General features: G+C 64.2%; 18 protein-coding genes. 9 read left to right on the top strand and 9 right to left on the bottom strand.

Annotation, left to right across the window (positions count from 1 at the left end; translation table 11 throughout):
• Positions 1-117 precede the first annotated feature (117 nt).
• Together MYCSM_RS24710 and MYCSM_RS24705 are read left to right on the top strand one after the other, a co-directional pair.
• Entirely contained in the window at positions 118-1,365 is a 1,248-nt protein-coding gene (locus MYCSM_RS24710; protein WP_015308904.1) for a cytochrome P450, read from the top strand.
• Positions 1,358-1,990 (top strand): TetR/AcrR family transcriptional regulator, encoded by a 633-nt coding sequence (locus MYCSM_RS24705; protein ID WP_015308903.1) that lies wholly within the window; start codon positions 1,358-1,360, stop codon positions 1,988-1,990. Before MYCSM_RS24710 ends, MYCSM_RS24705 begins: the two co-directional genes overlap by 8 nt.
• On the opposite strand, the gene MYCSM_RS24700 is transcribed toward MYCSM_RS24705, so the two are convergent.
• The 3 genes from MYCSM_RS24700 to MYCSM_RS38675 all read right to left on the bottom strand — a co-directional run bounded on the left by MYCSM_RS24700 (position 1,981) and on the right by MYCSM_RS38675 (position 4,102).
• On the bottom strand, positions 1,981-2,712 hold the full coding sequence (locus tag MYCSM_RS24700; RefSeq protein WP_041314884.1) for an SDR family NAD(P)-dependent oxidoreductase: 732 nt from the start codon (positions 2,710-2,712) through the stop codon (positions 1,981-1,983). The genes MYCSM_RS24705 and MYCSM_RS24700 overlap by 10 nt on opposite strands.
• A gap of 233 nt (positions 2,713-2,945) precedes the next feature.
• Positions 2,946-3,926 (bottom strand): HPP family protein, encoded by a 981-nt coding sequence (locus tag MYCSM_RS38405; protein ID WP_250635773.1) that lies wholly within the window; start codon positions 3,924-3,926, stop codon positions 2,946-2,948.
• Between the two features lie 2 nt (positions 3,927-3,928).
• Positions 3,929-4,102: an HPP family protein gene (locus MYCSM_RS38675; RefSeq protein WP_250635772.1), complete on the bottom strand. Its 174-nt coding sequence runs from the start codon at positions 4,100-4,102 to the stop codon at positions 3,929-3,931.
• A gap of 144 nt (positions 4,103-4,246) precedes the next feature.
• Between MYCSM_RS38675 and MYCSM_RS24685 the strand changes: the two genes are divergently transcribed.
• From MYCSM_RS24685 to MYCSM_RS24665, 5 genes are all read left to right on the top strand, one after another.
• The gene (locus MYCSM_RS24685; RefSeq protein WP_015308901.1) at positions 4,247-5,212 is read left to right on the top strand and encodes an esterase family protein; all 966 of its coding nucleotides are present in this window, start codon (positions 4,247-4,249) and stop codon (positions 5,210-5,212) included.
• A gap of 153 nt (positions 5,213-5,365) precedes the next feature.
• Positions 5,366-5,554 carry a hypothetical protein gene (locus tag MYCSM_RS24680; RefSeq protein WP_041314879.1) on the top strand — a complete coding sequence of 63 codons (189 nt, stop codon included), beginning with the start codon at positions 5,366-5,368 and terminating at the stop codon, positions 5,552-5,554.
• Between the two features lie 138 nt (positions 5,555-5,692).
• Positions 5,693-6,709, top strand: a complete 1,017-nt coding sequence (locus MYCSM_RS35350; protein ID WP_015308899.1) for a peptidoglycan-binding protein — start codon at positions 5,693-5,695, stop codon at positions 6,707-6,709.
• A gap of 17 nt (positions 6,710-6,726) precedes the next feature.
• Positions 6,727-7,140: a YkvA family protein gene (locus MYCSM_RS24670; protein WP_015308898.1), complete on the top strand. Its 414-nt coding sequence runs from the start codon at positions 6,727-6,729 to the stop codon at positions 7,138-7,140.
• A 443-nt stretch (positions 7,141-7,583) separates the two neighbouring features.
• The gene (locus MYCSM_RS24665) at positions 7,584-8,639 is read left to right on the top strand and encodes a YncE family protein (RefSeq protein ID WP_015308897.1); all 1,056 of its coding nucleotides are present in this window, start codon (positions 7,584-7,586) and stop codon (positions 8,637-8,639) included.
• A gap of 116 nt (positions 8,640-8,755) precedes the next feature.
• Here MYCSM_RS24665 and MYCSM_RS24660 read toward each other — a convergent pair whose 3' ends face one another.
• Both MYCSM_RS24660 and MYCSM_RS24655 read right to left on the bottom strand, forming a co-directional pair.
• Positions 8,756-9,445, bottom strand: coding sequence for a response regulator (locus tag MYCSM_RS24660; RefSeq protein ID WP_015308896.1), 690 nt, complete (start codon positions 9,443-9,445; stop codon positions 8,756-8,758).
• A complete protein-coding gene (locus MYCSM_RS24655; RefSeq protein WP_015308895.1) occupies positions 9,442-11,019 on the bottom strand; it encodes a sensor histidine kinase in 1,578 nt (525 codons plus the stop codon). Before MYCSM_RS24655 ends, MYCSM_RS24660 begins: the two co-directional genes overlap by 4 nt.
• Before the next feature lie 99 nt (positions 11,020-11,118).
• On the opposite strand from MYCSM_RS24655, the gene MYCSM_RS24650 reads away from it, so the two are divergent.
• Together MYCSM_RS24650 and MYCSM_RS24645 are read left to right on the top strand one after the other, a co-directional pair.
• Positions 11,119-12,501 carry a C4-dicarboxylate transporter DctA gene (locus MYCSM_RS24650; RefSeq protein WP_015308894.1) on the top strand — a complete coding sequence of 461 codons (1,383 nt, stop codon included), beginning with the start codon at positions 11,119-11,121 and terminating at the stop codon, positions 12,499-12,501.
• A gap of 146 nt (positions 12,502-12,647) precedes the next feature.
• Positions 12,648-12,956, top strand: a complete 309-nt coding sequence (locus MYCSM_RS24645) for a hypothetical protein (protein ID WP_015308893.1) — start codon at positions 12,648-12,650, stop codon at positions 12,954-12,956.
• A gap of 24 nt (positions 12,957-12,980) precedes the next feature.
• Here the strand turns inward: MYCSM_RS24645 and MYCSM_RS24640 are convergent, their stop codons facing one another.
• The 4 genes from MYCSM_RS24640 to MYCSM_RS24630 all read right to left on the bottom strand — a co-directional run bounded on the left by MYCSM_RS24640 (position 12,981) and on the right by MYCSM_RS24630 (position 16,101).
• The gene (locus tag MYCSM_RS24640) at positions 12,981-13,292 is read right to left on the bottom strand and encodes a hypothetical protein (protein ID WP_015308892.1); all 312 of its coding nucleotides are present in this window, start codon (positions 13,290-13,292) and stop codon (positions 12,981-12,983) included.
• Between the two features lie 93 nt (positions 13,293-13,385).
• Complete coding sequence (locus MYCSM_RS24635; RefSeq protein ID WP_015308891.1) at positions 13,386-14,576, bottom strand: lipid-transfer protein; 1,191 nt, start codon at positions 14,574-14,576, stop codon at positions 13,386-13,388.
• A 194-nt stretch (positions 14,577-14,770) separates the two neighbouring features.
• Positions 14,771-14,965 (bottom strand): DUF732 domain-containing protein, encoded by a 195-nt coding sequence (locus MYCSM_RS36200; protein WP_083906427.1) that lies wholly within the window; start codon positions 14,963-14,965, stop codon positions 14,771-14,773.
• Between the two features lie 14 nt (positions 14,966-14,979).
• On the bottom strand, positions 14,980-16,101 hold the full coding sequence (locus MYCSM_RS24630; RefSeq protein ID WP_015308890.1) for a BTAD domain-containing putative transcriptional regulator: 1,122 nt from the start codon (positions 16,099-16,101) through the stop codon (positions 14,980-14,982).
• Between the last annotated feature and the right edge of the window lie 4 nt (positions 16,102-16,105).

Raw genomic sequence — 16,105 nt, 5'->3', positions numbered from 1 at the left:
AGACGACGACCTTCTTAGCTGCAGCGCTTATCCTGTAGTATTGATCTCCAGGCGAGTTGATCATACACTTCTTGTTGATATGTCCAAACCCACGCTCCCGCGAAGCTTGAGACATCGATGAACGGCACCGCTCCCGACGTCTTCGAAGCTGGCCTCCCCGCGTTCAATTACAGCCTCGCCGCCACTCCGCACGACATCCTCGAAGACATCCGGCTGGCACAATCGCGTGCGCCCATCGCCATCGGACCTCTCGGTCCTGAGATACTGTCCTACGAGTTGGCTCGGGACATATTGCGCGACAACAGATTCCGACTGCCACCCGGCATCACTCTAGCGGCGCAGGGCATCACGTCCGGTCCGTTGTTCGACAAGATGGCGAGCAGCCTCCTGGGTCTGGACGGTGCACCACATGTTCGGTTGCGCAAACTGGTTTCCAAGGCGTTCACTCCCCGCGCGACATCTCGCCTCCAAGACACGATCCACGAGGTGGTGAACGGGCTGATCGATCAGGTGGTGGACGCCGGACGGTGCGACGTCGTGACCGACATCGCGCGTCCATACCCCACCCCGATCATGTGCGCGCTGCTTGGTGCGCCCCGCCAGGATTGGCACCTGTTCGCGGACTGGACGGAGGAGGTCTTCAAGGCCCTCAACTTTCAGCCAGATGTCACCTTCGACGAAGCCGCGATCATGCGGGCGTGGGGCGAACTGGACGCCTACGTCGACCACATGGTCGCCGCCCGCCGAAAGAATCTGACCGATGATCTGCTCTCCGAACTCATTCGCGCTGAAAGCGACGGCGACCGGCTGAATCTCGACGAACTCCGCATGCTGGTGGCCGGCTTCTTGATGGCGGGAACCGATACGACGCGAAATCAACTGGCGGCGTCGGTGCAGGTGCTCTGCGAGCATCCGGATCAATGGGCAAAGCTGCGCGACCATCCGCAACTTGCGATGCAGGCGGTCGAGGAGAGCATGCGCCACTCACCCGCAGCCTGCATCGTGCCGCGAACCGCCATTGAAGACGTCGAGTTCGGTGGCTACACGTTCCCGGCAGGGACCTTCGTACTCGCGAACACCTTTGCAGCCAACCGAGATCCAGCGATCTACGACGACGCCGACCGCTTCGACATCGCCCGCAAGGACGCACCGGCAATTCTGACCTTCGGCGGTGGCGCGCACTACTGTCTAGGGGCGAACCTTGCACGCCGGGAACTGGCGGAAGCACTCATAGTCCTCACCCGCCGCCTCCCGGCCCCGCATCGCGTCGGTCCGGCCCCGTGGAAATCCCTGCTGGGAATGACCGGTCCGACAACCCTTCCGATCGAATTCACCAGCGAAAGACTCGTGACGGCGGATGCGTAGTCGTGGCTGGGCGGGTCTGACTCCCTCATCGGACGAAGAGGCGATCTCGCGAATTCTGACTGCGGTAGACGAAGAGGTCGCCGAACGCGGATCAGGGATTCGCCTTGCCGACGTCGCCCGCAGGCTCGGTGTCACTCGCCAGACGGTCTACCGGTACTTTCCCAATGCCGACGCGCTGCTCATCGCCAGCTCGATGCGTGCGGTCAACGGATTCATCGACCAACTCGTAGAACACGTCCGCGGACTCAACGACCCGGTCACTGCAGTCGTCGAATGCGTTTCCTTCGGAGTCGAAAACCTCACCGGCGATCCACAGCTGGAGAGCCTGTTGACCAATCGACCGGAGGGCCAAGCTGTTACCTCGCTGACCTCCGACACAGCGATTGCATTTTGCTTGTCGGTCTTCCAGCGCCTCGATGTCGATTGGAAACTTCACGGCTTCGACACCACCGCGCTCGGCGAGCTCGCCGAAATGACCCTGCGCACTGTGCAGTCCCTCCTGACCGATCCCGGGCAGCAACGCGACGAAATTGCACTACGTCGCTTTGTTGCGCGATGGCTCGGTCCAGCGATCCTTTATCCACGGATGGCGTCGCTGTCGATTCACGAAAGCGGTCACACCTGAGCCATTCCACCGTCGACGCACAGTTCGGCACCGGTCACGAAACTGCTGTCGTCACTTGCGAGAAACAGTGCGGCTGAGGCGATCTCGTCAGGACGACCCAATCGTCCCATCGGAATTGCGGCGGTCAGCGAGGCGCGAATGTCATCGGACACAGAGGCGAACATCGCGGTGTCGGTTGGTCCCGGACTCACCACGTTGACCCGGATGCCGCGCGGTGCCAACTCGGCGGTCCAGGTCCGCGCCAGTGACCGCACGGCTGCCTTGCTGGCGTTGTAGATGCCGTAGCCCTCCGTGCCGAGCTGGTCACCGATCGACCCAATGAGGACGATGGCCGCGCCCTTTCCCATCAAGGGCAGCGAGAGTTGGACCGCGAAGAACAGCGCTCGCACGTTGAGTTCCATCTGCCGGTCGAAGTCCTCTTCGGTGGCGTCGTCGATTCGCGCGGAAATGGAGGTTGCAGCGTTGACCACGAGTACATCGATGCGCCCGGCGTCGCGCTTCATCGTTTCAACCGCTGCCTGCAAGTCCGCTCGACGGCTTGGATCAGCGACCACGGCGCGGGCGCCGGATCCGATGCGTGTCAATGCCTCCTCGAGGTCGGTTTGGCGTCGCCCGGTGATCAGAACGGCTGCGCCCTCGGCGGTAAAGCGTTCCGCGATTGCCAGTCCGATGCCGCTGGCTCCGCCGATCACCAATGCGGCCTTTTCCGTCAGTCGAGTCAACGCGGTGTCCTTTCCATCGAGACCTTCGGCCACGCCTAGCGGAGACAATGCCGGGGCTCGTCCGTATTCCGCGCGTAGACACGAGCAAGCACTATTTATGACTTTGCCAAAGAAGGTCGGACCCCTCCGCTGGTTGTCTACATCCGCACCCGCCGTTCGCCGCCGGTGCGCCGTCGAAGGCGCCCCAACCGATCTACGACCTAGCCATTGCGGCGTTCAACGGGGCACAACCCTCAGCTGGCCTCGTGTGACCTCGACCGTCCGAGCCGCCACTTGGTCTTCTTCGGCGTTTGGTAGTAGTCCTCGGTCCAGGCATCCATCATCGTGTCGGCGTCGCTGTGCACGGGGCTGTTCGTCACCCGCCCTCCGCGACCTTCGATCTCATGGGTGCACCACCGTATCAACGACCCCTCAGCGCCGATCTCCTCGGCGAGAAGCACCCGCTCCTCAGACGTCAGCTTGTCGCTGAACGCGTCCATACAGTTCTTCAGGCGAAAGTACGGAACACTTTCATCGAATCTCCGGCACAGCTCTACGAGTTCCTTTCGGGCCCGGTCCAGCAGGGGCGTCGGTTCGCCTTGTTCCGCGGTAGACCCGGTCTGCGTCTCACGGCTCTCGGCGCTCGGCTCTGCCCTGACTTCCAGGTCGTCGCCGTGCCCCACCAGCTCGCGGTACTTGGCGCGCAGCTCATCGAGCTCAGCCGTGGCCGCTTCGGCTCGCTCACGCCACCATTTGAGGTGGTACTCAACCAGCCTCGCCTCGCAGTCTGGGCAGACCGCGGCTGGACGGAATGTGGGGTCTAGCGGCGCCGGATTCTCGAACGCTAGCCCACAGAGCGCTTGGTCATCGTGGTTGTTGAGGTAGTTCTGGTGGTGCACCACCGAGGAGGATGCCTCGTGCACGTAGTTGTGGGGTGGTTCCACACTGCGAACGTAGTCGAGGAGCGGTGTCCCGTTTGGCGCTTCAGTGAAACGAACCGACGCTTGCCACCAGTAATGGGGATACTTCGCGCGGTTGATCTTGTTGCCCACCAGGCCTACGGCAACAAGAATGGCTGCGGCAGAACCGATTAGGGCGACAAACTCCCAGCGCGGAATCGCAGGTGCGACAGCGATCATCGCCATCGTGGCCGCCGGTGAATGCGACATCCGCATCAGCTTCATGACGCCAAGCGCCAGTGCCCCGGCAAGCGCGCCGCCCCATATCGCGTTCACGCCTACGTGCCGACAAATCCCCCGACGATCGCCGACATGATGTGCCCGCCGATGACATTGCGCGGCTGTGACAGCGGGAAATGCGCACCGCCGATCACCAACGCCATGCTGGCCGCCAACGGGGGAATCAGCCAGGGCTCCCGGGTCAGCGCCGTCAGCGCCCTCAGAGTGGCCACTATGCCGAGCGCGACGAGGCTCACGATAGAGCGGCCGCTGCGGCGCCAACTCGCATCGTCGCCCTTGCAAGGTTTGATAACAAGCTGGTCAACCGGCGCGCGCCATCCAAGGGTCGGTGCCATCGCGCTGCTACCTTGCGCCTCGTGAGGCTATTGCTCGGCAGAATCTGCGTGGTGTTGTTGGCGGTGCTCGCGACGGTCGCGGTTGAATCGCCGACGGCCGCAGCGTATTCCCGCAAGGGGTTGCCTGTGGAGTCCCTCGACGTTCCGTCGCCGTCGATGGGCCGCAACATCAAGGTGCAATTCCAGGGCGGTGGACCGCACTCCGTGCTTCTGCTCGACGGGCTTCGCGCTCAGGACGACGCCAGCGGCTGGGACGTCAATACCGCGGCATTCGAATGGTTCTACCAGTCGGGCGTCTCAGTGATCATGCCCGTCGGCGGCCAATCCAGCTTCTATTCGGACTGGTACCAGCCGGCGACGGGAAGCTCGGGAACCCTCACGTACAAGTGGGAGACCTTCCTGACGCAGGAACTGCCGGCGTGGCTGGCCGCGAACAAGGCGCAGGCACCGACTGGCAATGCCGTTGTCGGACTGTCGATGTCGGGTAGCGCGGCGTTGACCCTGGCGATCTGGCATCCGACGCAGTTCATCTTCGCTAGCTCGCTATCTGGATACCTCAACCCGTCAAACGGCTTGTGGCCCACGCTGATCGGCGTGTCGATGAAGGACGCGGGTGGTTACAACGCTTCCAACATGTGGGGGCCGACGACCGACCCCGCCTGGCGTCGCAACGATCCGATGGTCAACATCAGCACATTGGTGGCCAACAACACGGCGCTGTGGATCTACTGCGGCAACGGTGTCACCTCTGAGCTCGACGACGGCGCGAATTTCGGCAATCAATACAGTGCCCAGTTCCTGGAGAACATCACGCTGTCGACAAACAAGGAGTTCCAGCAGAAATACGTTGCGGCCGGCGGTCACAACGCGGTGTTCAACTTCCCGACCGACGGCACACACAGTTGGGGTTATTGGGGTTCGCAGCTGCAGGCCATGAAGCCCGATCTGGTGCGGATAATCGGCGCCCCACCGCCCCCACCGAGCTAGCCGAAGGGGGTCTGCCGGCCGCCAGCCTCATACCGTCGCCGCGTCTCTACGCTCGAAATTGCACACATGGCTGTGGTCGAAGGTTTGCGCACGACCCTCAGCGATCTTTCGAGCCTAGGGGGCACCACAGCAGGTGCGGCCTACAGTGAAACCATGCGTATTGCCACCATCGTTATCGGCGTAGTCGTCTTCTTGTTCGGCACGCTCTGGGCGTTGCAGGGCTTCGGCGTCGTCGGCGGCAGCCCGATGAGTAATACGACAACCTGGTCCATCATCGGCCCGATCGTCGCGGTCATCGGCATCGCACTCGTTGTCGGCGCGACGCGACGCCGCAAGTCCTGAAGGACGGCGTTCGCGCAGTTTGGCGTGGACGGCCAAACCGCGACGGTAACGCCGTTTGCCTGATGGCGCCTGAAGTTGCTCGTTCGGCCAGCACCCAATTCCGTTACCGCTGAACGGAATTCGGCGTAACGTCGATGTATGGCAGTTGTGTTGCGACCGGGTGATAGTAATGATCTTGTCCGGCTGTTGCAGGCCCGGCTGAACCGCGACTATCCGCTGTACTCCAACCTCGTCGTCGACGGAATCTACGGCCTGCGCACCACCGCGGTGGTCCGCGAATTCCAGCGACGGGCCGGGCTGGTGGTCGACGGCATCGCGGGTCCGCGGACGCTCGGCCGGCTCGGCCTCAACTTCGACCAACCCCCGCCGTTGCCCACGAATCTGCCCTTCTTTTACTGCGCCTCCGGCACCTGGGCCACGCCGTTCCAGGGGCCGCCGTTCGATGTGGGCTGGCGTGTCGAGCAGATGGGTCTGGTCCGCAATCAACCCGTCGGATATCCCGCGGCGGGCTTCTTGTATCCGAATCCGTTCCTGAGCTACGACGAATCGGTCGCGGACGGTGTCGCCGAACTGATGCGGCTGATCCTGATGAATGCCGGGCAGTTCTACCTCTGCGGCTACAGCCAGGGGGCCGAGGTGGTGGTGCGCACGCTGCGGCTGATGCTGCCCGGTCAGCCGCTTGCGCACCGCGCCGGCGATCTGCTCAAGGTGATCACTTTCGGCAGTCCATGTCGTCCGCCCGGTCCGACATTGCTAGGCAACAACCCACCGGGAGCCGGCATCTCCGGCATCTACACGCCTGAGCAGTTCCGTTCGCGCACATACGATTTCGTTTTGGATGGCGACATGTACGCGACGACGACCGACGATACGCTGCTGCACCTCGGCTACGAGGCGCTCACCCCGCTCGAGCTCGAGCTGCCGTTCGCACTGAAGATCTTCACGCTGATCCAGAGCAACGAGTTCCTCGCCCTGCTCAACCTCGCGAACACGCCGGAGACGTTCGCGAAGGTGGTGAAGACGTCGATCGTCGTCGGTGACTTCTTGATCCGCAACCCGCACATCCACTACGGCGACTGGCCGGACTTCAACGGCGTCACCGCCGTCGACCGCGCGGTGCAGATCGTCGCGATAGGCTCCACCGGCGGGCCGTGACCCCCGATCATTGAGTCGTGTGGCACGACTGGTGGACGATTCCGCTCGGCATCGTCGGCGGGCTGGTGCTGATCTGGAGCGTGCTTGCGATTGTGCTGTGGCTGACCAAGCCCGGCGACTACGACCTCAAGGACGCCCTGCGGCTGCTGCCCGACCTGATCCGCCTGATCAAGCGTCTGGCCGCGGACCCGGCAACTCCGCGTGGCGTCCGGATCAGGCTGTTGCTGCTCCTCGGCTATCTCGCACTGCCGTTCGACCTCATTCCGGACTTCGTTCCGGTGCTCGGTTACGCCGACGACGCGATCATCGTCGCGCTGGCGCTGCGCTCGGTGACGCGCAGTGCAGGACCCGACGCGTTGGCCAAGCACTGGCCGGGCGCCCCGGAGGGGCTCGCGACCCTCAACAGACTGTGTCGGCTGAACGGCAAATGAACTTTTGTGATCCAGCTAACACAGCAATCTCTGGGGATAGTTTCCCCCTGGGCGCGCATATCTACCGTCGCGCCAACGTGTGCGACACATGACGGGCGTCGGAAAGTTTGCTGTCGTGTCGGGTGTGATCTACCGCTCACTTTCGCTCAGAAACATAAGAATCCGTTATTTAAAAGTCGGAAATAGATGATCGTCAACGGGTTGCCGTAACGTCGAACACCCTGATCAACAAGGGAAATCGCGTTGCCAGCACAACATAACAACTACATAACGGAGAGTTTCTTAAGCTGCGCCTGAGAGGTTCGGCGCAATTTCCGCGGATTGGCCATGTCACCCGCTCGTAACGCGCTTTTTCGTCGCTAGACTCGACGCAGATCGCGCCGAACAGGCGCAGATGACCTGCAATCTAGGGCCGGTGCACGCCCATACCGGCGGAGGTACCGATGAAGATGGCTAACTATTTGTTGCCAAAGAGCACTACTGATTCGCATGTGAATAACGAGGCGCACATCCACCCGGACGTCGCTGCCGTGGGACGCGTCGCCGTCCGGCGCGGGCCGATCGGCGACATTGCCGCTGGCGACGTCGTCGTCGTCACCAATCACGGCCACGACAGCATCTCGTTCGTCAACCCCGATGGACTCGTCCTCGAGCAGACGGTCGGGGTCCCCGGCGAGCCGGTTGCCGTCGTCATCTCGGCTGACCGCGCCTACGTGAGCACCACGTCCGCGAAATACGACTGCGTCTCGGTGGTCGACACCAACACCAGGACCGTCATCGCGTCATACCCGCTGGCCTTCGGCGTCACCGCCCTGGCCATCAGCCCGGACGGCAAGCGCGTCTATGCGGGCCGCACTGGCGACAGCCACGTCGACGTCGCTGTCATCGACACCACCGCTGAGCGCGTCGGCACCATCGACATCGCGTCCGGTGCCGGCATCGGCATCGACGCCATCACCGTCGACCCGACCGGCAAGCGGCTGTATGTCGCCACCACCGACGCCCGCGGCAGTCAGCTCGTCGTCGTCGACGCCGAGACCACACGCGTCGATCGCAAGGTGTGGGTCGGGTCGCCGATCCGCGACGTCGCCTTCGCCGACGGCACCGCGTATGTCCTGACGTCGGATCGCGAGCGCGGAGGCGCCGTCAGCGTCATCGACATGGCGACCAACCGGATCACCGACACCATCGAGCTCGGCGTCGGCGCTCCCACACAGATGGCGCTGAGCCCAGACAAGACCCGCGCGTACATCGTCGACTACGACCATGTCGCGGTGGTCTGCACGCTGACCCATCAGGTGGTCACCAAGATCACGATCGACGCTCGACCCTCTTGTGTCGCAGTGACTTCCGAAGGTGGCAGGCTCGTCGTCGCCGACTACGACGGCCATGTCGGTGTCTTCACCGTCGCTTCGACCTTGCCGACGTTCTATTCGCAGCTTGTGGCCACCGAGCCGATCGCGCTGCGGGAGCGTGCACTGGAGCCCGTAACCGCCTGAGTGCTCGCACTCCCGCGAGCGACCGCGTTTGTACGGCCGTACGCGGCGTGGCGGCGTGCAGACACGGTCGCTCGCGGTAGAGGGGTGCAGCGGTGGAGGGGTGGAGGGGTAACGGACTAGCGCCAGGTGTAGCGGGTTTTCGGGCGGCCGGCCTTGCCGTAGTCGGTCTGCCGCGTGACCGTGCCCTCGTCGGCGAGGCGTTCGAGATAACGCCAGGCCGTCACCCGTGACACACCGATCTGCTTGGCCACCTCCTCGGCGGTAATGCCGTCGACGGAATCCCGGACAGCACGGGCGATTTCGTCGTTGGTGCCCGGCGCGGCGCCCTTGGGTGCAGCGGATCTGTCTGAGCTGACCCGCAATTCGGCCAGTGCGCGGTCGACCTCGGCCTGGCTGGCAGCATCGGTGCCTGCAGGCAATGCCTCGCGGTAGCGCTGGTAGCGCTCCAGTCGGTCGCGGAACGCCGCGAACGTGAACGGTTTGAGCAGATAAGCCAGCGCGCCGCGGCCGACGGCGGCCCGCACCATCTCCAGATCACGTTCGGACGTGATCGCGATGATGTCTGGTGCAGGGCGCAGGCCCGACAGGCCCGACGCCAGCGCGATGCCGTTGGCGTCGGGCAGTCCAATATCGAGCAGCACCAAATCAATTGGCGTCTCGGCCGCGAGCGCTTCCGACGCGGCGCGCATGGCATCGCGGGCGGTGTGTGCGACAGCGACGACTGAAAACCCCGACAGCCGACCGAGATACGTACGATGCGCCTCGGCGATCAGCGGCTCGTCCTCGACGATCAGCACGCTGATCACGATTTCACCGTCACTGTCACCACCGAACCGTAGGTCACATCGGCGGTCAGCGTGCCGTTGTGTCGTTTCACGACCTGCGCAACCAACGCCAGACCCAGACCGTGCTGTTCGGCGTCAGAGCCGGATTTCGTCGAATAACCGCGCTGCATGGCCTTTTCGAAGGCTTCGGCGTCCATACCGGGGCCGCTGTCGGCCACCCGGATCAACAGCGTGCCGTTGTCCTGCGCGACCGTCACCTCGATCCACGGGTCGTCGCGGTCGCAGGCGTCCATCGCATTGTCGATCAGGTTGCCGAGCACGGTGACCATCTCCGGGCCTGACAGCGCGAGATCGTCGGCGTTCGACGGCAGATGGGTCTCCTCGGTGACGGTCAGCTCGATACCCCGTTCGTCGGCCTGGGCCGTCTTGCCGAGCAGCAGGGCCACCAGAGCAGGCTCGCCGACGGCGCTGGAAAGCCGGTCGACGAGTTGCTGGGATAGCTCGAGTTCGTTGGTGGCGAACGTGACGGCTTCGTCGGCGCGGCCCATCTCGACCATCGTGACGATGGTGTGCAGCTTGTTGGCTGCCTCGTGCGCCTGCGCGCGCAACGTATCGGTGAGCACCTTCAGCGAGCTGAGTTCTCCTAGCGCGCCTTGTAATTCGGTGCGGTCGCGGATGGTGACGACTTCGGAGTCGCGTGGCGCGTTCTCGATGTGGGAGCGGTTGACCACCAGCACCCGATTCTCGGTCACGTGCACCTCGTCGCGCGCCCCGGGGTTGTAAGTACGCAGGAACTCCGGCAGTTCCGACCGATCCACCGGGCCGGGCGGTAGCGCCAGCAGCCTGCGCGCCTCGTCGTTGACCACCGCCACGCCGTTGCGGTCCAACACGATCAGTCCTTCGGACACCGAATGCAGGATCGCATCGTGGTGTTCGTACATGACCCGTAGCTCGTCGGGCCGCAGGCCGTGCGTCTGACGCAACAACCGCCGCCGGATCGCCCACACCCCGACAAGGGCTATCGCCAGTGCACCGATGCTGACCCCGACGATGGTCGGCACCTGCGTGCGCCAGCGATCGGCCAGGCTCTGCTGCAGGATGCCCGCCGAGACCAGTCCGACGATGTGCCCGCTGCGATCGCGCACCGGCGCGACCGCGCGGATCGAAGGGCCCAGCGTGCCGGTGTATACCTCGGTGAACGTGTCGCCTCGCAGCGCGGGGTCGATGGTGCCGATGTACTTCCCGCCGATCTGCGTGGGGTCGGTGTGGGTGAAGCGCGTCCGGTCGGGCGCCATGATCGTGATGAACGCGATGTCGGTGTTCTTGCGGACGGCCTCGGTGACCGGTTGCAAAGTCTCTGTGGCCCTCCCGGATTGGATCGCTGCGGCCGTCGACGGGGAATCGGCCAGCGCAGTGGCGATGCCAAGCACTTGTTGACGCGCGGCGCTGTCACCGTCGCGGGCGGCGTCGAACAACGCCAGCGCGCTGCCTGCCAGCACGACGACGGCGATCACGAGGATCTGCAGGACGATCGCCTGGGTGGCGAGGGACCACGGCCGCGGGCGGCCGATGGACCCGGGCCGCGACCTGTTCAAGCGCACGCTCCTGAACGTAATGAACTAAAACGTGACCTGGCTCACGTCCTCGCCGAACATCCTTGCAGACCACTTTTGCAATTCGACCTGGAGGGACGCATGACCACGAGTTTGGAAAGGCAGCCGGTATCCGAGCCGCCGCGCCGCCGCGACCGCACCCACTGGCTCTACATCGCCGTCATCGGCGCGGTGCTTGCCGGCATCGTTGTCGGCTTGGTGGCGCCCGAGGTCGGCAAGAGCGTCGGCGTGCTCGGCACGATGTTCGTCAGCCTGATCAAGATGATGATCGTGCCGGTCATCTTCTGCACGATCGTGCTCGGCATCGGCTCGGTGCGCAAAGCCGCCACCGTCGGCAAGGTCGGCGGTCTTGCGTTCGTCTACTTCCTGGTGATGTCGACGTTCGCGTTGGCGATCGGCCTGGTGGTTGGCAACCTGATCCACCCCGGCAGCGGCATGCACATCACCGAAAAGACCGCGAGCAAGGGCGCCGAACTCGCCGAGAAGGCGCATGAGTCCGGCGGCCTCATGGACTTCGTCCAGCACATCATTCCCGACACGCTGTTCTCCGCGCTGACGGCGGGCAACGTGCTGCAGGCGCTGTTCGTGGCGCTGCTCGTCGGATTCGCATTGCAGGCGATGCGTCGCCAGGGCCAGCCAATCCTGCGCGGCATCGAGCATCTGCAGAAGCTCGTCTTCAAGGTGCTCGTCATGATTCTGTGGCTGGCCCCGATCGGCGCGTTCGGCGCGATCGCCAACGTCGTCGGCCAGACCGGCTGGAGCGCCGTCACCCAGCTGCTGACGCTGATGCTCGGCTTCTACATCACCTGTGTGCTGTTTGTGTTCGGCGTACTGGGCGTCATCCTGCGCGTGGTGTCCGGCGTCTCGATCTTCAAGCTGGTGCGCTACCTGGCCCGCGAGTACCTGCTGATCTTCTCGACGTCGTCGTCGGAGTCGGCGCTGCCGCGGCTGATCGCGAAGATGGAGCACCTCGGTGTCGACCGCAGCACCGTCGGTGTCGTGGTGCCGACCGGCTACTCGTTCAACCTGGACGGCACCGCGATCTACCTGACCATGGCGTCGCTGTTCATCGCCGACGCGATGGGCGCCCCGATGTCCGTCGGTCAGCAGATCGGTCTGCTGGTCTTCATGATCGTCGCCTCCAAGGGCGCCGCCGGTGTCACCGGCGCAGGCCTGGCGACGCTGGCCGGGGGCCTGCAGGCCCACCGCCCCGACCTGCTGGACGGCGTCGGCCTGATCGTCGGCATCGACCGGTTCATGTCCGAAGCCCGCGCGGTGACGAACTTCTCGGGTAATGCCGTCGCGACAGTGCTCGTTGGCTCGTGGACCAAGACGATCGACCGCGACAAGGTGGACGCCGTGCTGGGTGGAGAGGACCCGTTCGACGAGCTCACCATGATTGATGACGATCGCGCCCCGCACGCCGAAGAGCCGCCACAGGAGCGAATCCCTGTGCCGGTGTAGGGCGCGCGAAGGAAGGCCCGGCCGAGCCCCTCCGGCCGGGCCTTTCTATGCGCACGCAAAGTCGTTCAAATTCCTTTGAACCCCCTTCGACCTCCGCCCGTTGAACCGGCTGACATCCACTCAACGGAAAGAAACGGAGGCTCGCCATGCGTGCCATCTTGCTCACACTGATCGGGTTGGCCGCAGCGGCTTGCGGTTTGATCCTCGCCCCTGCGGGTTTGGCCAACGCCGAGTCCGCAATCGTCACCATCGGCTCGCTGCAGGCTCAGGGCTTCGACGTGAAGATCGACCGGGTCGGCAGCGCACCGCTGTCGCAGTGCGTGGTCACCAATGTGCGAAACCCAAGGAATCGAACGGAATTCGTGCCTGTGCTCGGTGACCGTGATCGCGGCGGCGTCGTTCCCGTCATCGTTGACCGGACAGTCACCGTGTCGCTGGACTGCTCAGCACACTGACATTGCGAGGGCTGCTGCGTCAGCTCAGCGTGAGCAGTTCAGGGTCACCGAAATCGTCTGGCTCGTAACCACCTGTACGAGCACGCGATCGCCATTTCTGCCGGGCCCGGTGTACGGCACCCACTGCGTGACTTGCTGAGGGTTTCTTACGTTGGTGACCACGCACTGATCCATCGGACCGGTGCCGATGCGGTCGATGTTGACCGTGTAGCCCTCGCTCTGCAGCCGACTGATCGTCTGCTGCGCCGACTCATCAGCAGACGCGAGGCCCGCGGGGGCGGCGATCGCTCCGCACACACCCGCAACCATCGCGGTGACCATCAACTTCTTGCGCATAGTTCAATAGTCCTCCCCAGCGCGAGCAGACGCAAAATGCCCCGACACGCCGAGGAAAAGGGGCACTTTGCGTCTGCTCGCGAGGAGTAGTGACTACCGCTCGGCGCGCTGATACGCCGTGACCACCGCGGCCCCACCGAGGCCGATGTTGTGCTGCAGCGCGGCGGTGACGTTGTCGACCTGCCGCTTGTCGGCCGTGCCGCGCAGTTGCCACGTCAGCTCGGCGCATTGCGCAAGTCCCGTCGCACCCAACGGATGGCCCTTCGAAATCAGCCCGCCGGACGGGTTGACGACCCAACGCCCGCCATAAGTGGTGTCGTTGTTGTCGATCAGCTTGGGCGCCTCGCCCTCGGCGCACAGGCCAAGGGCCTCGTACAGCAGCAGCTCGTTGGCCGAGAAGCAGTCGTGCAGTTCGATCACCTGAAAGTCGGACGGGCCGAGGCCGGACTGATCGTAAACCTTCTGTGCGGCTTGGACATTCATGTCGTAACCAATCAGGTTCTTGGCGCTGCCGTCGAAAGTCGAATCGAAGTCGGTGGTCATCGCCTGTCCGACGATCTCCACCGCCTGGCCTGCCAGCCCATGCTTGTCGACGAACGCCTCGCTGGCCACGATCGCCGCGCCCGATCCGTCGGAGGTCGGCGAGCACTGCAGTTTGGTCAGCGGATCCGAGATCATCTTCGCCGCAAGGATGTCGTCGAGGCTGTACTCCTCCTGGAACTGCGCATACGGGTTGTTCACCGAATGCTTGTGGTTCTTGTACCCGATCTTCGCGAAATGCTCTGCGGTGGTGCCGTATTGGCGCATGTGCTCGCGGCCTGCGGCGCCGAACATCCATGGCGCGACGGGGAAGGCGAACTCGTCGATCTCGGCCATGGCCTTGACGTGCTTGCCCATTGGCGATTCGCGGTCCTCCGCGCCGCCCTGCAGCGGGCCGGGCTGCATCTTCTCGAAGCCGAGCGCGATCGCGCAGTCAGCCAAACCGCCCCGAATCGTCTGTGCGGCAAGGAATAACGCCGTCGAGCCGGTTGAACAGTTGTTGTTGACGTTGGCGATCGGGATGCCGGTCATGCCCAACTCGTAGAGTGCGCGGTTACCCGACGTCGAGTCGCCCGCGACGTAACCGACGAAGCCCTGGTCGACCTCGGAGAAGTCGATGCCGGCGTCCTTGAGTGCATTGGTGCCGGATTCGCGCGCCATCTCGGGGTAGTCCCACCCCTCGCGTCGGCCCGGCTTTTCGAATTTCGTCATCCCAACACCGACGACGAAAACCTTGTTTGCCATGCCACCGACAGAAACACATAGGGGGCGAACTGTCTAGGGCGACGTGCGCGACGAGACTGCAGCCGCGCACGGAAAGCTCGAGCAACGGCGTGCTGGAATGCCGTTTCGGCCCCCGCACCTTTTTGTCGACGGGACCGCCGCCAAAAAGGTGCGGGGGCCTCGCCGCCGCAGCGAGGCCCCCGCATGGGGAGGGGTTATTCGAAGTAGCCGGCGTATTCGGGGCAGTAGGCGTTCACCGCGGTGACCACGAAGACCGCCGCCTGATGAGTGGTCAGGTCCGTGTTGTTCAGGATCTCCAGGCCGAGGTCGGCAGGGTCGGCGCCCTCATCGAGCGCGCTGCAGACGTAGTGGGCGTTCTGGATCGCGGCCTTGGCGGATTCTTGAAGGATTCTTGGCGTCGTGGCTAGGTCTGCTGCGGCGCGATCTCAAAGGTGAATTCGTGGTCACAGATGCGGATCCGGTCGCCGTCGGCCAAGGTCGCGGTGCCGCGGATACGCTGCCCGCCCACGTCGACCCCGTTGGCCGAGCGCAGATCGGTGATCACGAAACTCGTGCCGGTGTCGATGATGACGGCGTGGTGGCGGCTGACATTCGCATCGTCGAGCACGATGTCGTTGTCGGTGAGCCGCCCGATCCGGGTGGCCGCTGCCCGCAACGGAAAGGCGTGCCCGGCTGCCGATCGCAGGTTTGCGTGCGTGTGCGACATGTCCACCGAGGTGCGCAGTCCGATGTTGTGGACGGTGTGCACGGCGGTGGTCTTAGCGGCTTTCTTCACGTCCAACGGTTCTTGGCGCAGGATCCGCTCGTGCAGCGCACGCACCGTCGGGCCCGGATCGATGCCGAGATCGTCGGCGAGCGTGGTCTTCAGCCGCTGGAAAGCATCGAGTGCTTCCGACTGTCGGTCGGACAGGTAGTACGCGGTGATCAGTTGCGCCCACAGTGGTTCGCGGTACGGGTGTTCGATCGTCAACGATTCGAGTTCACCGATGACGGCATAGCCACGCCCACAGGCGATTTCGGCCTCCGCCCGCGCGGTGTGCGCCACCACCTTGTCCTCGGTGAGCGCGGTGGCGAACGCGCCGACGAACTGGAAGTCGCGCAGATCCTCCAGCACGGGTCCGCGCCATTCCGCCAACGCCGTCGTCAGGTGGCGGCTGGCTTGCTCGAATTGACCTGCGGCGGCAGCCTGCACGCCCGCCGTCTTCTCGAGAATGAATCGGCCGATGTCGCAGGCGGTGTCGTCGACCGTGAGCCGATATCCCGGTGGCGCGTTTTCCAGCATCGAGCGCGAGTCGCCGAGTAGCCTGCGCAGGTTTGAGATGTAGGAGTGCAAGCTGGCCCGCGCCTCCGACGGTGGCCACTGTTCCCACGCCGCAGTGATCAGCGAGTCGATTCCGACCGGCCGGTTGCGGTTCATCACCAGCACGGCGAGCACAGCGCGTTGTTTCGGGGTGCCCAGCGACACGGATTTGCCGTCGACCGTCGCCTGTAGCGGTCCCAGCACACCGAATCCGATCTTGGTCATCGCG

This window comes from Mycobacterium sp. JS623, from assembly GCF_000328565.1.
GTDB lineage: Bacteria > Actinomycetota > Actinomycetes > Mycobacteriales > Mycobacteriaceae > Mycobacterium.
This window is presented reverse-complemented; position numbering and strand designations above follow the sequence as displayed.

Bases quoted from the DNA above. Each gene is read 5' to 3' on its own strand.
- MYCSM_RS24635 (WP_015308891.1), bottom strand. From the start codon at position 14,576: ATGGCAAACAAGGTTTTCGTCGTCGGTGTTGGGATGACGAAATTCGAA.
- MYCSM_RS24710 (WP_015308904.1), top strand. From the start codon at position 118: ATGAACGGCACCGCTCCCGACGTCTTCGAAGCTGGCCTCCCCGCGTTC.
- MYCSM_RS24640 (WP_015308892.1), bottom strand. From the start codon at position 13,292: ATGCGCAAGAAGTTGATGGTCACCGCGATGGTTGCGGGTGTGTGCGGA.
- MYCSM_RS24705 (WP_015308903.1), top strand. From the start codon at position 1,358: ATGCGTAGTCGTGGCTGGGCGGGTCTGACTCCCTCATCGGACGAAGAG.
- MYCSM_RS24645 (WP_015308893.1), top strand. From the start codon at position 12,648: ATGCGTGCCATCTTGCTCACACTGATCGGGTTGGCCGCAGCGGCTTGC.
- MYCSM_RS35350 (WP_015308899.1), top strand. From the start codon at position 5,693: ATGGCAGTTGTGTTGCGACCGGGTGATAGTAATGATCTTGTCCGGCTG.
- MYCSM_RS24650 (WP_015308894.1), top strand. From the start codon at position 11,119: ATGACCACGAGTTTGGAAAGGCAGCCGGTATCCGAGCCGCCGCGCCGC.
- MYCSM_RS24680 (WP_041314879.1), top strand. From the start codon at position 5,366: ATGCGTATTGCCACCATCGTTATCGGCGTAGTCGTCTTCTTGTTCGGC.
- MYCSM_RS24665 (WP_015308897.1), top strand. From the start codon at position 7,584: ATGAAGATGGCTAACTATTTGTTGCCAAAGAGCACTACTGATTCGCAT.
- MYCSM_RS24630 (WP_015308890.1), bottom strand. From the start codon at position 16,101: ATGACCAAGATCGGATTCGGTGTGCTGGGACCGCTACAGGCGACGGTC.